Origin of the sequence: Rhodococcus sp. NPDC056960 (assembly GCF_042674125.1) — a bacterium.
Taxonomy (GTDB): domain Bacteria; phylum Actinomycetota; class Actinomycetes; order Mycobacteriales; family Mycobacteriaceae; genus Rhodococcus_F.
Genome location: NZ_JBHURF010000009.1, coordinates 1 through 19,082 on the forward strand (window position 1 = coordinate 1; position 19,082 = coordinate 19,082).

18 protein-coding genes are annotated in these 19,082 nt (G+C 63.5%); 5 read left to right on the forward strand and 13 right to left on the reverse strand.

Features of this window, described 5'->3' with window-relative positions; translation table 11 throughout:
• Positions 1 to 444: 444 nt before the first annotated feature.
• The 13 genes from ACFTWF_RS15555 to ACFTWF_RS15615 form a co-directional block, all read right to left on the reverse strand.
• Positions 445 to 1,203: an SDR family NAD(P)-dependent oxidoreductase gene (locus ACFTWF_RS15555; RefSeq protein ID WP_378462102.1), complete on the reverse strand. Its 759-nt coding sequence runs from the start codon at positions 1,201 to 1,203 to the stop codon at positions 445 to 447.
• 22 nt (positions 1,204 to 1,225) lie between these two features.
• A complete protein-coding gene (locus ACFTWF_RS15560; protein ID WP_378462103.1) occupies positions 1,226 to 1,375 on the reverse strand; it encodes a hypothetical protein in 150 nt (49 codons plus the stop codon).
• A 323-nt stretch (positions 1,376 to 1,698) separates the two neighbouring features.
• Entirely contained in the window at positions 1,699 to 2,493 is a 795-nt protein-coding gene (locus ACFTWF_RS15565) for an SDR family NAD(P)-dependent oxidoreductase (RefSeq protein ID WP_378462104.1), read from the reverse strand.
• The gene (locus ACFTWF_RS15570; RefSeq protein ID WP_378462105.1) at positions 2,490 to 2,987 is read right to left on the reverse strand and encodes a hypothetical protein; all 498 of its coding nucleotides are present in this window, start codon (positions 2,985 to 2,987) and stop codon (positions 2,490 to 2,492) included. Before ACFTWF_RS15570 ends, ACFTWF_RS15565 begins: the two co-directional genes overlap by 4 nt.
• On the reverse strand, positions 2,984 to 4,129 hold the full coding sequence (locus tag ACFTWF_RS15575) for a thiolase family protein (protein WP_378462106.1): 1,146 nt from the start codon (positions 4,127 to 4,129) through the stop codon (positions 2,984 to 2,986). Before ACFTWF_RS15575 ends, ACFTWF_RS15570 begins: the two co-directional genes overlap by 4 nt.
• Positions 4,126 to 4,518: a Zn-ribbon domain-containing OB-fold protein gene (locus ACFTWF_RS15580; RefSeq protein WP_378462107.1), complete on the reverse strand. Its 393-nt coding sequence runs from the start codon at positions 4,516 to 4,518 to the stop codon at positions 4,126 to 4,128. The genes ACFTWF_RS15575 and ACFTWF_RS15580 overlap by 4 nt, the downstream gene beginning before the upstream one ends.
• Positions 4,519 to 4,679: 161 nt before the next feature.
• Complete coding sequence (locus ACFTWF_RS15585) at positions 4,680 to 6,362, reverse strand: AMP-binding protein (protein ID WP_378462108.1); 1,683 nt, start codon at positions 6,360 to 6,362, stop codon at positions 4,680 to 4,682.
• Positions 6,359 to 7,294 (reverse strand): SMP-30/gluconolactonase/LRE family protein, encoded by a 936-nt coding sequence (locus tag ACFTWF_RS15590; protein WP_378462109.1) that lies wholly within the window; start codon positions 7,292 to 7,294, stop codon positions 6,359 to 6,361. The genes ACFTWF_RS15585 and ACFTWF_RS15590 overlap by 4 nt, the downstream gene beginning before the upstream one ends.
• Complete coding sequence (locus ACFTWF_RS15595) at positions 7,294 to 8,430, reverse strand: CaiB/BaiF CoA transferase family protein (protein WP_378462110.1); 1,137 nt, start codon at positions 8,428 to 8,430, stop codon at positions 7,294 to 7,296. Before ACFTWF_RS15595 ends, ACFTWF_RS15590 begins: the two co-directional genes overlap by 1 nt.
• Positions 8,427 to 8,825, reverse strand: coding sequence for a Zn-ribbon domain-containing OB-fold protein (locus tag ACFTWF_RS15600; RefSeq protein WP_378462111.1), 399 nt, complete (start codon positions 8,823 to 8,825; stop codon positions 8,427 to 8,429). The genes ACFTWF_RS15595 and ACFTWF_RS15600 overlap by 4 nt, the downstream gene beginning before the upstream one ends.
• Positions 8,822 to 9,997 carry a thiolase family protein gene (locus ACFTWF_RS15605; RefSeq protein WP_378462112.1) on the reverse strand — a complete coding sequence of 392 codons (1,176 nt, stop codon included), beginning with the start codon at positions 9,995 to 9,997 and terminating at the stop codon, positions 8,822 to 8,824. The genes ACFTWF_RS15600 and ACFTWF_RS15605 overlap by 4 nt, the downstream gene beginning before the upstream one ends.
• A gap of 219 nt (positions 9,998 to 10,216) precedes the next feature.
• Positions 10,217 to 11,329, reverse strand: coding sequence for an NDMA-dependent alcohol dehydrogenase (locus ACFTWF_RS15610; protein ID WP_378462113.1), 1,113 nt, complete (start codon positions 11,327 to 11,329; stop codon positions 10,217 to 10,219).
• Complete coding sequence (locus ACFTWF_RS15615; protein ID WP_378462114.1) at positions 11,326 to 12,861, reverse strand: aldehyde dehydrogenase family protein; 1,536 nt, start codon at positions 12,859 to 12,861, stop codon at positions 11,326 to 11,328. The genes ACFTWF_RS15610 and ACFTWF_RS15615 overlap by 4 nt, the downstream gene beginning before the upstream one ends.
• Before the next feature lie 281 nt (positions 12,862 to 13,142).
• On the opposite strand from ACFTWF_RS15615, the gene ACFTWF_RS15620 reads away from it, so the two are divergent.
• The 5 genes from ACFTWF_RS15620 to ACFTWF_RS15640 all read left to right on the forward strand — a co-directional run bounded on the left by ACFTWF_RS15620 (position 13,143) and on the right by ACFTWF_RS15640 (position 19,047).
• Positions 13,143 to 13,874 carry a GntR family transcriptional regulator gene (locus ACFTWF_RS15620; RefSeq protein ID WP_378462115.1) on the forward strand — a complete coding sequence of 244 codons (732 nt, stop codon included), beginning with the start codon at positions 13,143 to 13,145 and terminating at the stop codon, positions 13,872 to 13,874.
• 714 nt (positions 13,875 to 14,588) lie between these two features.
• A complete protein-coding gene (locus tag ACFTWF_RS15625) occupies positions 14,589 to 15,902 on the forward strand; it encodes an MFS transporter (RefSeq protein ID WP_378462116.1) in 1,314 nt (437 codons plus the stop codon).
• A gap of 126 nt (positions 15,903 to 16,028) precedes the next feature.
• Entirely contained in the window at positions 16,029 to 16,808 is a 780-nt protein-coding gene (locus tag ACFTWF_RS15630) for an alpha/beta fold hydrolase (RefSeq protein ID WP_378462117.1), read from the forward strand.
• A 72-nt stretch (positions 16,809 to 16,880) separates the two neighbouring features.
• The gene (locus tag ACFTWF_RS15635; protein ID WP_378462118.1) at positions 16,881 to 17,624 is read left to right on the forward strand and encodes an SDR family NAD(P)-dependent oxidoreductase; all 744 of its coding nucleotides are present in this window, start codon (positions 16,881 to 16,883) and stop codon (positions 17,622 to 17,624) included.
• 112 nt (positions 17,625 to 17,736) lie between these two features.
• Positions 17,737 to 19,047 (forward strand): MFS transporter, encoded by a 1,311-nt coding sequence (locus ACFTWF_RS15640; protein ID WP_378462358.1) that lies wholly within the window; start codon positions 17,737 to 17,739, stop codon positions 19,045 to 19,047.
• The last annotated feature ends 35 nt before the right edge of the window (positions 19,048 to 19,082 follow it).

Sequence of the window (19,082 nt, forward strand, 5' to 3'; positions counted from 1 at the left end):
ACAGGCATTCCCTCGTCACTACTGCGGTAATCTCACGCTGCTCCCCATCAGGCGACCAGCAGATTTTCGCCCGTCTGATGCAATTCCCGAGGGTTCCGGTATATCCCGGCGGTAGTGGTGACTGGCAGTGGCCTGGTAGTCAGGTCTGCAGATGTCGGTGCATCAGCCGACCTCGATCGGTTCCACGTATCTGTTGCCCCACGATTCGAGACCTTCACGGTGTCGTAGTGTCGGCCTGTGAGAGAGGTTGTTACGTAACGATTCTCGGATGCATGAGGGCTTTCGCTGATCCCGTGGCGAGCGCTACCGTCGAAATCTCGGGGAGAGGCGTAGCGGATTCTGAGGAGACCTACGAGAGGGCTTGCCGAAGGAGTTCACGGCGGCCACCAGTGCGGAACTGAACCCACCTCCACCGTGGCCCACATCCTCGACGACATCTAGTCATCATCCGGCGGCGACGCTCATCCCGCCGTCGGCCATGACGATCGACCCCACGAGATACGCTGCTTGTTCCGAGGCCAGAAATGCGATGACTTGAGCGATTTCGCGTGGCTGGGCGGCGCGGCCGATCGGCGTCCCGCTGCCGTGCTCGGCGAGGAAGCCCGATCCGTCTTCGTGTATCTCGTCGAGGATGTGGGTGATCACGTCGCCTGATCCGACGGCGTTGACGCGGATTCCGTGTTCGATGACCTCGAGGGCGAGCGCGCGAGTCAGCTGGGCGAGTGCACCTTTCGAGGCTGCATATGCTGCGATTGTGGGGAAAGCTTGGAAGCACGCGTAGGAACCGACGTTGACAATCGCACCCGACTTCTGCAGCGTCATGGCCCGCACGGCTTCTCGGGAGTGCAAAAACGCGCCTGTGGCGTTGACTGCAAGAATGGAATTCCAGTCGTCGAGGGTCATATCGACGACGGTTTTGTTGATGATGATCCCGGCGTTGTTGACCAGAATGTCGAGTCCGCCGAATCGTTGCTGGGCGAGCGCAACGGCGCGGCGGGCACTGTCCTCGTTGGTGACATCGGCGACCAGCGGCGCAATGCTCGGGCTTGCGAGCGTCTCCACGGCAACGTTGCGGTCCTCGGCGACGACCCGGACCCCGCGCTCGACCAACAACTCCACGGTTGCTCGCCCAATACCGCTGGCTGCGCCTGTGACGATTGCGACTTTGTCACTGAGATCGTTTCTCTGGACGGGAGTAGTCATGGTGATGCCTTTCGTGTTGGTATTACCAGCGAGGGCCAGGCACCGACAGCGGAGTTGTTTCGCTGCCGTGCGCGGGGCTCCAGTGCGTGATCGGCGTGACGTAACGCAGGGCGAGGACGACGTCGGCGACGAAGCAATCGAGCGCGGTCGTGGCGGTGTCGCCGTCGATCACAGCAATCGATATCCAATGACGCATCCGCGGGCTCTGGGGCCAGAATGGGTGTGTCGGCGCCAACAGCGTATCCATACTTGTTAAGTTGCCGAGCATTGGCTGGGCGCCTTCGTGCCGGCCGCTTCGCGGCAGTTGAATTTCCGCGAGCGATCGTCGATCCGCAAAACCGGATTGCTACTGTCAATCTCGTTGAGCGTGTAGTGACGGGTGACCATTCGTCTCGCTTTATCGAACTGCGGGTCGTTGTCCGTAGAACCAGGGCGCTGTAGTCCTCGGGAGATTCGCTGAACGCTTCGGCCTATTCAGTCTGTGCATCCGTCTCGTTACGACGAGACGGTGTCTTTCCTCATCGAGCCGCTGATGCTTCGTCCTCCGCATATCGGGATGCTCTGCCCGGTCACGTAACCGGCGTTGGCGTCGGCGAGGAACGCAACCGTCCGTGCGACATCGGTGGGCTGTCCTACTCGACCGACCGGGATGGATTGACGTACGCGCTCGATGATCTCGTCGGGCATCGAATTCGACATCGGTGTCTCGATGAATCCGGGTGCGATGCAGTTGACGGTGATGCCGTCGACTGCAAGTGCCAGCGACAGGCTTCTACTGACGCCGGCGATCCCGCCCTTGGAGGCGGCGTAGTTGGTGGAGCCGAAGTTGCCCAGCCAGGCACGCGAGGTCAGCGAAATGATGCGGCCGCTTCCTGAGCTGCGCAGTGCCGGCAACGCGGCGGCAGTGGTGGTCAGCATCCCAATCAGATTGACGTCGAGAACTTGCCGGAAGATCGCGGGATCCATCTTCTCGATGCGAGCGTCTTTGAGGATTCCTGCACAGTTCACCAGAACGTCGAGCCCACCGAGTCGGGAGACGGTGGCATCGACCGAGGCTTGGACGGATTCCCGGTCGGCGAGGTCCGCGGCGTGGGCCGAAACTGCGACGCCGGTGGTCTTAGTGATGTCGTTCGCTACTGCTTGCAGCGCACTTTCGGAGATGTCCGAGAGACCGACGCTGTATCCGAGTTCGGCGAAGTACTCGGCGATGCCCCGCCCGATACCGCCCGCGGCACCGGTGATGAAGGCGACGCGAGGCCGTTTTGCATGCTTCTGGCCATCGGAGTTCATGGGTGCAGCCTCCCGAGGTCGGTGCCGTTGGCGGCGAATATTTCTTGGCCGGTCACCGCCGCGGCGTGCTCGGCGGTGAGTGCTGCGACAAGCTCGGTAACGGCCGGTTCGTTGGGATCGGTCTCGTAGAAGATCGCGTTCGCGGAGCCGTCGTGTCGCTGCAGCTCGATTGCAACAGACCGGACGAAGCTGATCAGCGCACCGGTGACCGCGCAGTCGAGTGGTCGGAGCGGGTCTCCTAATGCCGCCGACACCGGGGCGAGGACGAGCACCCGGCCGCGCCGGTGTGCTTCGGTGATGGCCGGCCAGTGATGTTGAATGGCGGAAAATGCAGCCGTCAGCGGATGTACCACCGCCTGCTCGAGGTCCGCGGCATCGAGCGTCTGAGCCCCCAGGGCGCCGCGGTAGACGAGCACGACGACCGAGGCGGTGGGTACGCCGACGGGCTGGATGGTGTTGCCGAGGTCGATGGTGGTGACTGTGGAGGTGGTCATCGTGTCACCAGCAGGACTGTGACCGAGCCACCGTCGGTGCCGCTGACGGTGCCGCCCTTGCAGTAGGCGAGCCCGACATTCGCGTTGTCGACCTGCCGTTGGCCGGCGCGGTCGGTAAGTTGCCAGGTGAGCTCGCAGATCTGCGCGACACCAGTGGCGCCCACCGGGTGTCCACGACTGAGGAGACCACCGCTGGCGTTGACAGGGAGTTTGCCGCCGATCGAGGTGTTGCCGTTCTCGGCCCAACGTCCACCCTCGCCGACCGGGACGACACCGAGTCCTTCCAGACGGACGATCTCGGCGATCGTGAAGCAGTCGTGCATCTCTACCAGGTCGATGTCTTCCGGCCCGTATCCGGTGATGTTCCACGCCTGTTCGCCCGCGCGGCGTGAGACGTCCTCGTCGTTGAGGTTGCTGTCGGCGGTGACAATCGTGCCGCTGACCAGCGCGCAGCCGGCGATGCGTGGAGCTGATGTTCGCCCGAGTTCGGCGAGTCCGGCAGCACTGCACAGGACCACTGCGGCGGCGCCGTCGCTGATGGGACTGCAATCGAGGAGTCCCAGTGGATCGGCGATGGTGCGGGCATCGAGGACTTCGTGCAAATTGATCGGCCGCTGGTATTGAGCGTACGGGTTGTGCACCGAGTGGGCGTGATTCTTTACGGCTACGGCGGCGATCTGCTCGCGGGTGGCCCCGTGGTCGGACATGTACCGCCGTGCGCTCATCCCGTGATTGGCGGCCATGACCAAGCCGTTGATGGCATCGAGGTCGGTCGGGTCGGGCATGACGCCGCCGGAGATACGGTCGGTCATCTTCTCCGCACCGATGACCAGCACGATGTCGTACAGGCCGGCCTTGATCGCGATCCAGGCTTCGCGGATCGCGGTGGCACCGCTGGCGCAGTAGTTTTCGTGGTTGGATACGGGAAGTCCGCCGAGGCCCATCTGCGTCGCGACGCGTTGGCCGGCGACCGGGCCGCCGAAGACGTGCCCGACGTAAACGGATTCGATGTCCTTGGTGGTCACGCCCGCATCGGACATCGCGTCGCGTGCGGCGCCGACGGCAAGTTTCTCGAACGTGACGTCGACGGGGTACTTGCCGAATCGCACCATGCCGGCGCCGGCGATGTAGGTCTCGCTCATCGGTTCTCCTCGGTGCTTCGGAAGCGGTACCACCACAGTGGTTCTCCGGATGGATCGGTCTTCAACGTGAACAACTCGACGGCAACTTCGTCGTCGATCTCGACGGTGCCGGTCGCCGCGCCCAGGAGACGGACCCCGTCGTCGAGATCGACGGTTACCAGGGTGTATGGCGTCTGCAACGGGGGTGGCGCTTGGTGAACGACGGTCCAGCTGACGACTCGACCTCGTTCGGCCAGTAGTACGTTGTCGAGGGCGTCGGCTCCGCAGTGGGGGCACAGCGGTCGCTCCGGGAAGGAGCGTCGGCTGCACGCCCGGCATGCGATACCCCTGAGGCCGTGCGGTTCCAGGCTGAGGACATCGCTTCTTAGTGGTGATCCTGTGGAGGTCATGGGCTACATTCCGTCTCTCTGAGCTAGCGGCGTTGCAAAGATTTTCTTCGGGAATTCGTTGGGGCTCTCATCGACGGTCGTCGGGGTGAGTTGTGGGAGGTATCGGTTTGGGGTGGTGCATGTGTTCCTTGGCGATTCGAAGTTCACGGGGGAGTCCGGTGTCAGTGGTCGACGAGCGGAGTGTTAGGCGTCGGGGTTGGTGTTCCGTTTGCGTCGAGGCCGAGTTCGGTGAGCGCAAGCTCGCGTAGGCGGGCCTTGGGTACCTTGCCGCTGGCGACCCGCGGGAAGCTGGCACTGGTTCCGTAGATCACATGGTGCGGGGCTTTGTACTTGGCGGCCTTGCTGCGGACGTGGTTTTGGATCCGGTCGAGGGTGACGTGGTCGCGGTCGGCGTCGACGAAGACGACGACTGCCTCACCGCGCACGATATCGGGGATGCCCACGGCATGTACTTCTCGGACGCCGGCGATCTCGCCGACCAGTAGTTCTACTTCGAGGGGGCTGACGTTGATGCCGCCGGGTTTCATCATCTCCGAGAGACGGGAGTGGAAGTGCAGGTAGCCGTGTTCGTCCATGTATCCGAGGTCGCCGGTGCGGAAGAATCCGTCGGTGGTCATGACTTCGCGGTTGCGGTCGGGATCTTTGTAATAGCCGCGCATGACGTGTCCGCGGATCAGGATCTGTCCGATTGCACCGGGCGGTAGGGGGTCGTCGGTTTCCGGGTCGGCGATGCGGATGTCCCAGTCGGGTAGGGGCCGGCCGATGGTGTTGTCGGCCCGCTCGACGGGGTCGTGGGCATCGGTCAGCGCGCATAACCCGTAGGACTCGGTCAATCCGTAGATGCTGGTGCCCAGGATCAGTCCGAGCTCAGTGCGGGCGAGTTGGCGGTCAGCTTTGCTCAGGCCGAGGACGCCTTTGAGGAGGCTGAGCTGTCGGCGAGCGTGGTCGGGATGGTCGACGAGGCTGCGGGTCATGTTGCCCAGTCCGTAGTAGACCGTGCAGCGTTCTCGTTCGAGCAGTTCGAGGGCTTGGCCTGGTTCGTACACTTCCATGAGGACCACGCACGCGCCGTGGGTCCAGGTCGCGCCGAGGGCCTGGATGACACCGAGTCCGTAGAACAGCGGTGTGGCGAGAAAGGATCGGTCGTGTTCGTCGAGTGCCTGCCGTACGCCGATGTTGAAGGTATTGACGATGGCGGGGTGGTGCTCGAGAGCGACGCACTTCGGTCGGGCCGTGCTGCCACTGGTGTAGATGAGGTACGCGAGATCGTTCGGCTGGACCGCGGCTTCGGCGTCGGCGAGTGCGGCGTCGCTGATCTGTTCTCCGCGGCCGAGGAACTGGTGTCGGGATACGGCAGCTGGGAGGCGGTTCTCTCCGAGCTCGACGACCTGACGCAACTTCGGCAGTGCCGTGTCGTGGAGTGCGCCGTCGGGGCCGGGTGAGTCGGTGACGGCCACGACGGCGCCCGCGACGATGGGGACATAGTCGGTGCCCCGCAGCCTGTCGAAGAACAGCAGGGCCGTTACGTCGCCGTGGTCGAGCGCGTACGAGAGCTCATTGGTCTTGTACCAGGTGTTGACGGGAATGATGGCGGCGCCTATCCGGGCCCCGGCCATCGCGGTGTACAACCATTCGGGTCGGTTGCCTGCCAGGATGGCGATCGAGTCACCGCGGCCGATTCCTATGGCCAACAATGCCTTCGACCATCGGCTGACTTCGTGATCGAGTTCGGCGAAGGTGATGTCGGTCCCTTCGAACGAGATCGCGGCGCGGGTGGGGAAGCGGTCGGCCATTTCGTGCAGCAATGCCCCCCAGGTGTGTGCGGTAGGAGCTGATGCGGTCATGAAAGTTCCTCGGGTTGTGCTGGCGATGAAATGGTCGGGTCAGCTGCCGGCGGGGTGGGTAAGCCCGGGATTTCGACGGGGAAGGCGAGTACGCGTCCGCCCTTGGCGACGGTGACGATGAGCCGGTCGAGCGCGTCGCCGGCGAAGCAGACGCTGGTGGGCATTGTTCCTTCACCGATCGCCAATTGCCCACGCAGCTGCCCGGCCGGGTCGAAGTAGGTGACGGTGCCCGATTTGCTGCCCGCCACCCACAGGCCTCCCTGAGCATCGATGGCGATGCCGTCGGGGGTGGGGACAGTGATCTGCGGGAAGTCATGATCGACGGTCGCGGTGTGGGCTGTGACCGTATAGCGGCGGACCCGGCTGCGGGCGGTCTCGGCGACATACAGGTGCTCGGGGTAGGGGCCGAACGCGATGCCATTGGGGAAGAAGACGTCCTCGACCACGACTGCCGCATGATCGGCTGCCGGGTCGTACCGCCAGACGCGACCCGGCAGTGCTGCGCCGCCGAAGCCGTGGCCGTTCGGGTCGGTGAACCAGAGGGCGCCGTCGGGTCCGAACGTGCAGTCCGACGGAGCGTCGACGCTTCCACTGAAGATCGTGCTCGGCGCGGCGGCAGCCTGGTGATCCCAGACCTGGATGGATGGGAGGGTCGGCAGCTGTGACCTGGTGGGCATCACGCCGCCACCATTTTGAGTGATCCACAGACGGCCGTCGCATCCGAGCGTCATGCCGTTCGGTCCGCCGCCGGTTTCGGCGCCCGCAACGGCCGGTCGGCCGTCGAGGAAGACTTCGTACAGTGCGCCGCGGCTGACACTGGTGACGAACAATTTGCCGTCGGTGGTCCACACGGGGCCTTCGGTGAAGCCGATGTTTTCTGCGAGGGTCAGGCCGTCGTCGACCGTCCTGGTGGGGATCGATGGTGCCGTCATCAGTGCTGTCCTGTTCTGGTGGTTGCCGGCGTCGCCTCGATGGTGGAGGCCCACTGTGTCAGCACGGTCTCAGCGGGCTTCGTACTCTTGCTGCCGCCGGCGGCGCCCGGTGTTCTGCCGTATCGGGGGGCGGGCGACGGTTCGACGCGTTCGCCGCGGAGGAGGGTGTTCCGGAATTGCATGTGCGGGTCGGTCACTGCTTCGTCGAGTGTGAGGACGGGGGATACGCATGCGTCGAGTTCGGCGAAGATCGCCGTCCATTCTTCCCGGGTTTTCGTTCGGATGATGCGTGCGAACCGATCCTTCATGGCCGGCCACTGCGCCCGATCCTGTTGTGCCGGCAGGTCGGTGTCGGCGAGCCCGAGACCGCGGAGCAGCCGCTCGTAGAATTGTGGCTCAATGCTGCCCACTGCGATGAAGGCGTCGTCTGCGGTGCGGTAGACGTTGTAGAAGTGCGATCCGCTGTCGATGCTGTTCGTGCCGGGTTCGCTCGACCAGTTCCCGGTGGACTTCCGGTTCCAGATACCGCTCATCAGTAGGCTGGTCCCGTCGATCATCGCGGTGTCTACGACCTGGCCGGTATTGCTCGACACCCGTTCGTAGAGCGCGGCGAGTATTCCTGCGACCAGGAGCATCCCGCCGCCGCCGTAATCGCCGACGAGGTTGAGCGGCGGAACGGGAACGTCCCCCTGCCGGGTGATGGACCGGAGGGCACCGGTCAGGGCGAGATAGTTGATGTCGTGCCCAGCGGTGGTGGCGAGCGGTCCGTCCTGCCCCCAGCCTGTCATTCGGGCGTAGATCAAGCCAGGATTTCGTCCTAGGCAGATGTCAGGTCCCAGCCCGAGGCGTTCCATCACACCCGGCCGGAATCCTTCGATGAGCACGTCGGCGTGATCGATGGCCTCCAGAGCACGGTCGCGTTCATGGAGGTCCTTCAGGTCGAGGCCCAATTCGGCCGCCCGGCCGCGGCCGAGGATGCCGACGTCGTCGGTGTTCTGGCCGGGCCGGTCGATCCGTAGAACGTCCGCGCCGGCGTCGGCGAGCATCATCGCGGCGAATGGTGCTGCCCCGAGTGCGGCGATCTCGACGACCCGCAATCCGCGGAGCGGGCCGGGGGAGTGGGCTGTGTCGGTCATGTGCGTTCCTTGTCGGCTGCGACGAAGATCAGGTGTGACCCTTGATCGTCGGTAGTGAATTCGGCGTGGACTCGCTGCCCGATCCGGAGTGAGGGCATGGGCACGCCGACGAGGTTCCCGTAGATCCTGGCGCCGTTGTCGAGTTCGATGACCGCGACGACGTACGGACTCGGCAGATGAAAGTCGGTCAGGTAGGTCTTGTGGAAGACCGAGTAGGACCACAGCCGCCCGTCGCCGCTCACCCGGCTCCACCGGGGCCTTTGCATGCTTCCGCATCGAGTGCAGACCGCTTTCGGCGGGAATTGCTGTGATCCGCAGGCCGCGCAGGCGCTGATCAACAGCTCGTGGCGGGCCAGCCCTTCCAGGTGGGGGGTCAACGAATAGCGGGGGCTCATGCCTGCGCTCCGTAGACGACCGAGGTCACCACGGGAGCGGCGCACAGGTACTGAGCGATCGTCGCATCGTGCACCTGACGATCGCCACACGTTTTCCTCAGCTGGCGGATCGCCTCGACGTTCAGTCCCCACCCTTGCATGTAGCTTTCCGACAGATGACCACCGGAGGTATTGATCGGCAGCTCACCTCGCAGCCCGATTCGGCCGTCCTGTATCCATGCCCCGGACTCGCCGGGAGCGCAGAAGCCGAGGCCCTCCAGGGTGAAAAGCACATTGGGGCTGAAGTTGTCGTATGCCATCAGAAGGTCGATGTCGGCCTGGGTGCAGTCGGCCATCGTGTAGGCCTGCTGTCCTGCGTTGGCGATCGCCTCGCGCCAGAAGTCTTCCGGGGGGAAATCGGAGTTGCGCAGCTGCCCTTGTTGCCCGAATCCGAGGACATGAACGGGCGGTTGAGCGCAGTCGCGGGCCCGGTCAGTAGAGGTGAGGATCATCGCCACCCCGCCGTCGTTGATCAGGCAGTAGTCGTAGATCTTCAGTGGTTCGACGATGAAGCGGGACTCGAGGTAGATCTCGCGGGAGATGGGATCTGTGAACACGGCTTGCGGGTTCAGCGATGCGTGGGCGCGCAGGGTGACCGCGACCTGCGCCAGTTGTTCGGCGGTGGTGCCGTACTGTGCGCAGTGCCGCTGGAACATCATCGCGAAAAAGGCTCCCGGCGAGGTCATCCCATACGGCAGGGTCAGCGTCGGGTTGGTGCCGTATCCCTCGGCGGCCGCGCTGGCGCTTTCGCCGCCGCCTCCGTAGGTGTGCCCACCCGAGCGCCCGTTGTTGCCGTACACCAGCGCGACGGTGGTGGCCATTCCGGTGGCGATGGCCAGCACCGCCATCTGGATGGCAATGCCGGTCATGCGACCCTCCGCCGGCAGCTGAGCCGACCAGCGTGGTTCGATTCCCATCCGCGAGGCCACCGCCTCGTAACTACTCACCCGGTTCACGATCAACCCGTCGAGATCGGGTGCGGTCAATCCGGCATCGGCGAGTGCGGCTTCGAGGGCGGTCAGACCCAAGTCGTCGGCGGAGGAACCCGGGAGATCGCCGAATTCGGTCGTGCCGACGCCGACCACCGCGGTGGCTGCGCGAAACGCGCTGCGGTCTGCACGGTGTATCTGCACTGATGCTCCAAATTGATAATTGATACGTACGGACAACTTCTACTTTGCCACGCCGGATAGCGCTTAGCAAGCGGTGAACCTCTTCGATCGTGCCGGATTTGATGTGCTGCTGGAGGATTGGTGATCAGGGGGAGGGTTACCGGATGTGTAATATGCCGAGGACGCCTCCGGCCCCCCGAGTAGAGGGGACCGGAAGGTCGCCGAGTGCCTGGCTCTCGCTCAGAGCGAGAAGTCGATGATTCCGCGGATGTTCTTACCGTCCCGCAGGTCCTGATAACCCTGGTTGATCTCGTCGAGCTTGTAGCGGGTGGTGATGAGCTCGTCGAGCTCGAGCTGGCCTGCATCGTAGAGTCGCAGCAACCGGACGATGTCGTACTGCGGGTTCGACGATCCGAACAGTGTGCCCTTGATGGTCTTCTCCATGAACACCATTTCTTGGCCCGACACGTGAACGGTGAGGTTCGCGGCGTTGGACACGCCTGTGACCACCACTGTCGAGCCCTTTCCGATCACCTTGAATGCCGCCGAAATGGTTTCCTCGTCCATGGTGCCGATGAGCACGAGGGCCTGGTCGGCGCCCTGGCCCCAGGTGAGTTCGGTGACCTTTTCTTGTGCTTCCTCGGCGGTGGAGAAGGCATGGGTAGCACCGAATTTGAGTGCGGTTTCTCGCTTGAACTGGACGGGATCGACGCACACGATGTACTTCGCTCCGGCGTGCACCGCACCCTGGACCGCGTTGGTGCCCAGTCCACCGATCCCGTAGATGACGGTGGTGTCTCCGGGGCGAACGTTGCCGGCGTTGACTGCGGTGCCCCATCCGGTTGGGACGCCGCACCCGACGAGCACCGCGCTGTCGAGCGGAAGCCAGTGGTCGACCTTCACGACCGAGTACTCGGACACGGTTGCGAATTCGGAGAAGGCCCCGAGCATGCAGAAGGCGCTGTAGTCGGTGCCGTCCTTGTGCAGCCGGAAAGTGCCGTCCGGCATGCTGCCTTCGAGAATTGTGGATCCGGCATCGCAGAGGTTCTGGCGCCCGGTCGAGCAGTACCGGCAGATGCCGCAACTCGGTGTGAAGCTGCAGACCACGTGGTCACCGACCACGACCTTTTTCACTCCGGGGCCGACCTTCTCGACGATGCCCGCCGCTTCGTGTCCGCCCACCATCGGATAACGAACGGCGAGATCTCCGTCCATCATGTGCAGATCGGAATGGCACAGTCCGGCCGCGGACATCCGCAGCATGACCTCCCCGGGCCCGGGATCGTCGATGTCGAGGTCCATGATCTCGAAGGGGGCGTGGGGTGCGGTCAGTACGGCAGCGCGTGTCTTCATTGTTCTTCCGATCGTTCGAGGGGGATTTCAGCTGTGCATGTCCAGACGGACTTGGTTTCCAGGTATCCGTCGAGGCTGTCTGGGCCCAGGTCGCGGCCGTAGCCGGACTGGTGGAACCCGCCGAAGGGAGCAGCCGGATCGGTCAAGCCCCAGCCGTTGACGTAGACGGTTCCGGCCTGCAGCCGGCGGGTCATCCTCTGGGCGGTGTTCACGTTCTTCGTCCAGATGCCCGCGGCCAGGCCGTAGTCGCTGGCGTTCGCTCGTTCGATGACCTCGTCGATGTGTTCGAAGGCGAGAACGACGAGGACCGGACCGAAGATCTCCTCGCGTGCACATTCCATGTCGTCGGTCACGTTGGTGATGATCGTCGGGGAGTGGAAGTGTCCGGTCAGATCGGCGGGTAGCTGCGCGCCCTGATAGATCGTGGCGCCCTCGTCCTGTGCGCGTTGGACGTATCCCCGGACGCGCTCGAGTTGCGCACCGTTGGCGAGGGGCCCGAAGTCGACGCCCTCGTCGATTCCGTGCCCGATTTTCAACTGCCCGGCGATCGCGGTGAGCTGCTCGACGACCTCGTCGTGAATATCCTTGTGAACGAACAATCGTGATGGGGCGCTGCAGGTTTGCCCGGAGTGCCAGAAGATGCCACCCGCAGACCCTGTCACCGCCTCCTGCACATCGGCATCGGGGAGGATGATGTTGGCGGACTTGCCACCCAGTTCCAGGGTCACCCGTTTCACGGTGTCGGCGGCTTGGCGGGCGATGCGCTTGCCGACCTTCGTCGAGCCGGTGAAGGTGAGTTTGTCGACTCCGGGATGGGTGACCAGTGCTTGGCCGGCGGTGCCGCCCGTGCCCGGCACGACGTTGAGCACGCCGGGGGGCAGTCCGGCCTCGATGGCCAGCTCCGCCAGCCACAGCGCCGACAGGGGTGTCTCCTCGGATGGCTTGAGGACTATCGTGCACCCGGACGCAAGGGCGGGACCGATCTTCCATCCGCACAGCAGAAGTGGGAAGTTCCACGCGGTGATCGCGCCCACCACCCCGACCGGTTCGCGTTCGGTGCGTACGTGAATGTTGGGATGAGACACGGGGACGGTCGACCCGACAATTTTGGTCGGCCAGCCGGCGTAGTAGTGAAACGCCCGCGCGGCGAACTCGACATCGATGTTTCGTGCGGCGCCGAGAACCTTTCCTGCATCGACGACCTCGAGTTGCGCGAAGTCGTCGGCGTACTGGTAGATCAGATCGCCGATTCGGTGGAGGATGCGTCCGCGGTCGAGTGGGCTCATCTGCCGCCAGGGCGCGGGGTCGGTGAAGGCGCGCCGGGCTGCCTCGACCGCGTCGGCGATGTCGTCTGCACCCGCCGAGGCGGCAACCGCGATCTGGTGCCCGGTGGCCGGGTCGAAGACGGGGAGTTCCTCGCCGCTGCGCGTTGCTCGCCGTGTCCCGTCGATGAAGACGTGCGGCGTCGCGTCCAAACGCGCGACGACGGCTGAGGAGAGCAGGCGATCGGTTGATGTGGTGGTTATCATCATGCCTCTCAGAATTGATATTTGATACATTGCATGTGACGCACGTTACGTGAAGGTGCGCGTGAAGTCGAGCTACTTGTTTGGGTGGTACGGAAGCCCGACACGCAGATCTCGTCGAGTCGGCGCAGTAGTTGGGGATAAATGTGCAGTTCAACGTGCTTTTCTCGGGCGGCGGGGAGGTGGAGGAACGTGAGTTGGCTGGCCGTCGAGGGCGAGGTGTTCACCGTCTTTGCCGTCGGCGCTACACTAGCGATTGTTGATGATTGATCAAATTAGGAGTCGATATGACCGCATCCGACGCCGAGGTCGAACTGCCGAACCGTGGTGCACAGAACGGCGGCAGGGGTGAGGATGCTCGTCCCCACGTCTCGCGGCGGAATATGAGTGGTCAGGTCGTCGACTACATCAAGAACATGATCTTCGACGGGTCATTGATCCGAGGGCAGCGAGTGCCACAGGACCAAATCGCCAAAGACCTCCAGGTCAGTCGCCTGCCGGTTCGGGAAGCGCTCATCACTCTCGAGGCCGAGGGTTTGATCGACTCGGAACCGCATCGAGGTTCGTTCGTCGTTCCCATCCGGCGCGAGGACATCGACGATCACTATCGGATCTACGGGATGGTGCAGGGGCTCGCATCGCGGCGTGCGGCGTCGCGGATCACAAAACCAACGCTCGACCGGTTGCAGGTGCTGCACGAGAGCATGCAGGAAAGTGATGATCCCGACCTGTTGCACAATCTGAACTGGGAATTTCACGCTCTCATCAACCAGACTGGTGGCAGCCGGCGGCTGCTGTCGGTGCTGCGGCAGCTGGCCAAGAACCTGCCGCGGACCGTGTATGAGGCGCCACCCGGGGCGAGCCCGGAAGCCAACCGGGGGCACCAGAAAATTCTGGATGCCTTGAGGAGTGGAGACGGGACAGCGGCGGATGCCGCATCGCGCGAACACATGCAGTTCGAAGGGGAGTATGTGATCGCCAAGCTCAAGCGCGATGGGATCCTCGCAGACGACGACTAGTGCACGTGCGCGCTTCGTCAGTACTTCGTCACTTCGTCGCTCACGGGCCGGCCTCGGCCCGGCATCGTGCAGGGGCCTTGGCGGGTGACTGTCGACGAGTCGCCCTAGCGCAACATTAGTGCAATCACTTCCTCCCCGGTCGCGCAGGATATGGCTGACGTGCACGGGCGCAGGGCGCTCGGCAAGGTAGAGCCGTTGTCCGATCTCGCGGTTTGGGTGAAGCCGGCGACCAGGTACTCGAGCACCTCGCGCTCTCGGCCGCGCAATGGTGGCCAGGATGCTGTACCGGCGTTGCCGCAGAGGTCCTTTGGAACGGCAGCGAGGTGGCTGAGGAGGTCGAGAGCCACGCGTCGGACGGCTTAATCGTCCAGCCCGTCTGATCGCGGCGCGGTGGGTAGCGGGCGAGACGTCGGTGCTACGGGCCGTTCGGCGAATAGCAATAGGGATGGCCGACAGCTCGCTCTTCTTCCTGATCGCCACCGCGGCGCAAGAATTGCATCAACTTCCCATCACTTCTTGATGGTCGCGCGAGTGTTCGTGTACCCGGCCCATGGCACTAAAGACCAGTTCAGCGTTAATTTGTGTGAGGTCGAATCGGTTCGACGGTACGCCAAGACTTGATAAATGATACAAAAAGACGCAGACTGTGTGGCGCGCGCCACAGCGCGACTTCCCCTCCTCCTCGATCGCCCCTCGATGTCACCAGGAGACCCGATGACAGAAATAGCCGTAGACGGCGGCTTGCGCGAAAGACCACCAGCCACCTCTGCCTCCGAGGAGCAACTGAGGCCCTATCACTGGGCCGTCATGGTGCTCGGCGTGCTCGGCTACGCGACGATTGCGGCCGACGCCGCGATCTTCCCCACCAGCTACCCACTCGTCCAACGAAGCCTGGGATTCTCCGACAGTGCCGTCGGATACATCTATGCGGCTGGCTTCTTCACCTGCGGTGTCATCGCCATGTTCCTCATCGGTCCCTTGACGGACCGGTTCGGACGTAAGCCCCTCTTCGTAGCGGCTATCGCACTGTGCTCGATGTTCACGATTCTGACTGGATTCTCTTGGAATACAGTGTCATTCGGGGTCATGCGGTCGATCGCAACCATCGGCTATGTCTCGTGGGGGCTAGCCACCGTACTCATTGCGGAATCGGTACCCGCGAAGCATCGCGGGTGGATGACGGGGACCGTCCCGGTGGGGTGGGCCATCGGATTTGGATCATCGGCGTTCTTCTCCGAACACATCGCAGCCGGCGTGGGATGGCGGGCGGTGTTCTGGATCGTCGGCATACTCCCCCTGGCTTTCGGTATCGCAGTCTCCTTCGTCATCAAAGAGACGCCGCACTTCCAGGATCTCCAGCATGCCCGGCGAACAGGGGCGAGCAGGTTCCGCGTCGACGTCGCCAAGACGGAGAAGAGTGTGCTTACCCAGCTGTGGGCGGCAGACATGCGTCGCCGCACCGTCGGGGTCACCCTGTTCTTCCTCTTCATCGTTCCCCAATACGCCATCATGTCCTACTTCGGACTGAGCTTCCTGCAGGCGAAGGACATTTCGTTCCTGGAAGCGAATCGCGCGATCACCTGGGCAAACTGGCTCGGTATCGTTACCATCCTCGCCGCCAGTTTCCTCACACGGGGCAAGGGTGCCCATTACACCCTCACCGCCGTCGGGGTGCTCGGATCTGTATGCGCCGTCTTCATGGTGTATCTGGCGACACCGTCGACGATCGTGCCCTGGTTCGTCGTGTACGTCCTGATCACCATCGGCCTGTGGGGCGGGTCCTCGAATTTCCTCCAGGAGGCCTTCCCCACGCGCATCCGTGGCACGGGCGGAGCATGGGGTTCGGGCATGTTGTGGGCCAGCTATGGAACTCTCGCGCTCATCATCGCCCCGCTGCTGACCGTCTACAGCTGGAATGTGCTGGTCATCGTGTTCGGTGCCGTCCTGCCGCTGATCGCGCTGGTCGGCCTGTGGCTGGTCCCGCAGCCGAAAGCGCTCAACTCCAACCTCGAAGATCTGGTGCACTGACATGGGTTGCTGCACAACCGAAACAAACCCGATCCTGCCGCCGCCATCGTCGGACACCGTCTCCCCGTGTCCGCCCACCGAAATTCAACCGCGCGACACGGCGCACTGGCACGAAGGAAGGAACCGATGAACGTTTTCGACGTCGCAGACCATGGACACGGCTCACCTGTGCTCTTCAGCCACGGCACACTCCTGGATCGGACCATGTACGCCGCGCAAACCGCTGCTCTGGCCGAACGGTACCGAACCATCGCCTACACCAGCAGGGCCGGAACCTCGGAATACGCCACCGAGTACGACCTCGACTCACTGGTCTCCGACTGCCTGGAGGTGGCCGCGCGAGCAGGCGTCAACCGATTTGTCCTGGTGGGAATGTCGGTGGGCGGTTTCATGGCGATCGAACTAGCCCTGAAGTATCCCGAACGGCTCGCCGGGCTGGTCCTGATGGACACGATGGCAGACGCCTACACCAGCGAGGAGAAGGCTCAGTTCGCCGAGGTGTTCCGGCCCATGAAAAGCGAAGACCACATCTCCGCGAGCTTTGCGCAGACGTTCGTTCCGATCATTTTCGGCCCGCAGGCCATTGCGAACCGTCCCGACTTGATCGATTCGTGGGTGCGCAAGTGGCGGACTCGACCCTCGGGTTCGGTGTGGGGCGAATACAATTCGTGGATCGGCAAGAGCGAACGGCTCTCCCGCCTGTCCGAGATCGAGATCCCGACCCTCATCGTGCACGGCGAGGACGACAACGGCATCGACATTGCGTCCGCCGAGCGGATGCACGCCCGAATTCCGGGATCGGCTTTTGCCCGAATCCCTGGCGCGGGCCACTTGGTGACCGAGGAAAACCCGGACGCCGTGACAGCGGCGCTGGCCACCTTCCTCGATGCGCTGCCCCGTTGGTAGACCCGGCCGCACAGCCGTATCCCCGCCCCCAATGCTCCTCACCTCAGCAATCACCCAGGACAGGGACACCGAATGAAACCCACCACCCTCGACAATGACGTCACCATCATCTCCGGCGGAAGCCGCGGCATCGGTGCCGCCATCGTGCGGACACTGAGCGAGCACGGTAGCGCGGTCACCATCGCTGGAGGCTGCGCCGACAGCGGTCGTCGACTCGCCGACGAACTGGGCCCGCGCTGTCAGTACATCCCACATGACGTTACCGACGAACAATCCTGGCAGGACGTCGTCGACCGTACCGTCGACCGGCACGGCAAGGTCACGGCACTGGTCAACAATGCCGGCATCTACAAACCGGAAGGCGACGTCGCGAATACCACTTCCGAGAACTTCAACGACCACTACCGGGTCAACCAACTCGGAGTCTTTCTCGGTATGAACGCCGTCGCGGGACTGATGAAGACGGCCCGCCGCGGAAGCATTGTCAATATCTCCTCCATCGCTTCGCACCGCGCCTATCCCAACCAAATCTCCTACACCACCACCAAATGGGCGGTTCGAGGTATGACCAAGGCCGCCGCTGTCGAACTCGGACAGTTCGGCATCCGGGTCAACTCGGTTCATCCCGGATTTATCGATACCAGCATGCTGGACGTCGTTTCCGCCTCCCAACGAGAGGCCGTGGTGAGCGCGACACCGCTCGGGCGCCTTGGCCTGACCGACGAAATCGCGGAATCGGTGGCCTACCTTGTATCCGCCTCGAGCGGCTTCGTCACCGGCGCCGAACTCGTCATCGACGGCGGACTGTCCGCATGAACGTCGCCCCTTCCCGGCTGCGGTGCCCACACGACACCGCGGCTACTCCGTCGAGTCCGTTCTCCTGGAGGTACTCATCATGAGCGTGTCTGAACAACGCTCCACCACAAAGATGCTGCGGGTTACCGCAGCAGGATTCGCCGGCACCGCACTCGAGTACTACGACTTCTTCCTGTACGGCACCGCCGCGGCCCTGGTGTTCGGGCCCTTGTTCTTCCCGTCATACAGCGCCCTGGCGGGGACCCTCGCGTCCTTCGCGACTTTTGCGGTCGGATTCCTCGCTAGGCCGTTGGGCAGTGTCCTCTTCGGCGGAATGGGTGACAGGGTCGGTCGGCGCAAGACGCTCGTGTTCTCGCTGTTGATGATGGGTACCGCGACGGTGCTGATCGGAGTGCTGCCGACCTTCGAACAAGTCGGTTGGTTTGCGCCGCTGCTACTGGTCACCCTCCGATTCGTGCAAGGCATCGCGATGGGCGGGGAGTGGGGTGGAGCTGCTCTGATGCTCGTTGAGCATTCACCCCCGCATCGGCGCGGCCTGTACGGCAGCACTGTCCAGATGGGGGCACCTGGTGGACTCTTGTTGTCGACCATCGCGATCACGGCCAGTGACCACATCTCCGGCGACGCTTTCGAAACCTGGGGATGGCGGATTCCGTTCCTACTCAGCGCGGTCCTCTTCGCCATCTCGATGTTCATTCGCCTCGGCGTCGAGGAAACTCCGGACTTCACCGCAATGGAGTCCGCAGCGGCTCAGCGGAGCACCCCGGTGCGTTCACTGCTGCGCAATCAATGGCGGGAAGTCGCACTGGCTGCGGGCGTCATCGCTCCGGGAGGAATCCTGTTCTATCTGGTTTCCACCTATGCCGTCTCCTACGGCACCACGGTCTTGACTATCAGCCGCACCACGATGCTCAATGCACTGCTCGCCGCCTCGATCGTTTATCTGATCAGCCTGCCGGTGGCCGGCCATTTGAGTGATCGGCTTTCACGCCGCGCCGTCATTCTCGCCGGGTGCTTCACCGCTCTGTTCGGAGGCTTCGTGCTGTTCGGGCTGATGAACACTGGGTCGGGCTGGGCGGCGTTCTTGGGTATTACCTTCATGCTGGCGGTGGTGCATTCGGCACTGCAAGCCCCACAGCCGGCCCTCCTCGCGGAGCGATTCAGTGTCGATGTGCGGTTCAGCGGCGTCGCGTTGAGTCAGGCTCTTTCGGTCAGTGTCATCGGCGGTACCGCCCCATTCATGGCGACGCTGTTCTTCAGCTGGACACACTCCACCTGGCCGATTTGTATCTGGCTTGCACTGTGGGGAGTGGTGGGTGCCGTCTCGACGATCGCGCTCAGTAGGAGACCCTGCGCTATCGGCAGTGCCGAGGAGCAACCGGACGATACCACTCGGCAACGCCGGCTCGAGGCGTCACGATAACTGGCGATCCCCGACGAGTCGTTCCGCGGATGCGT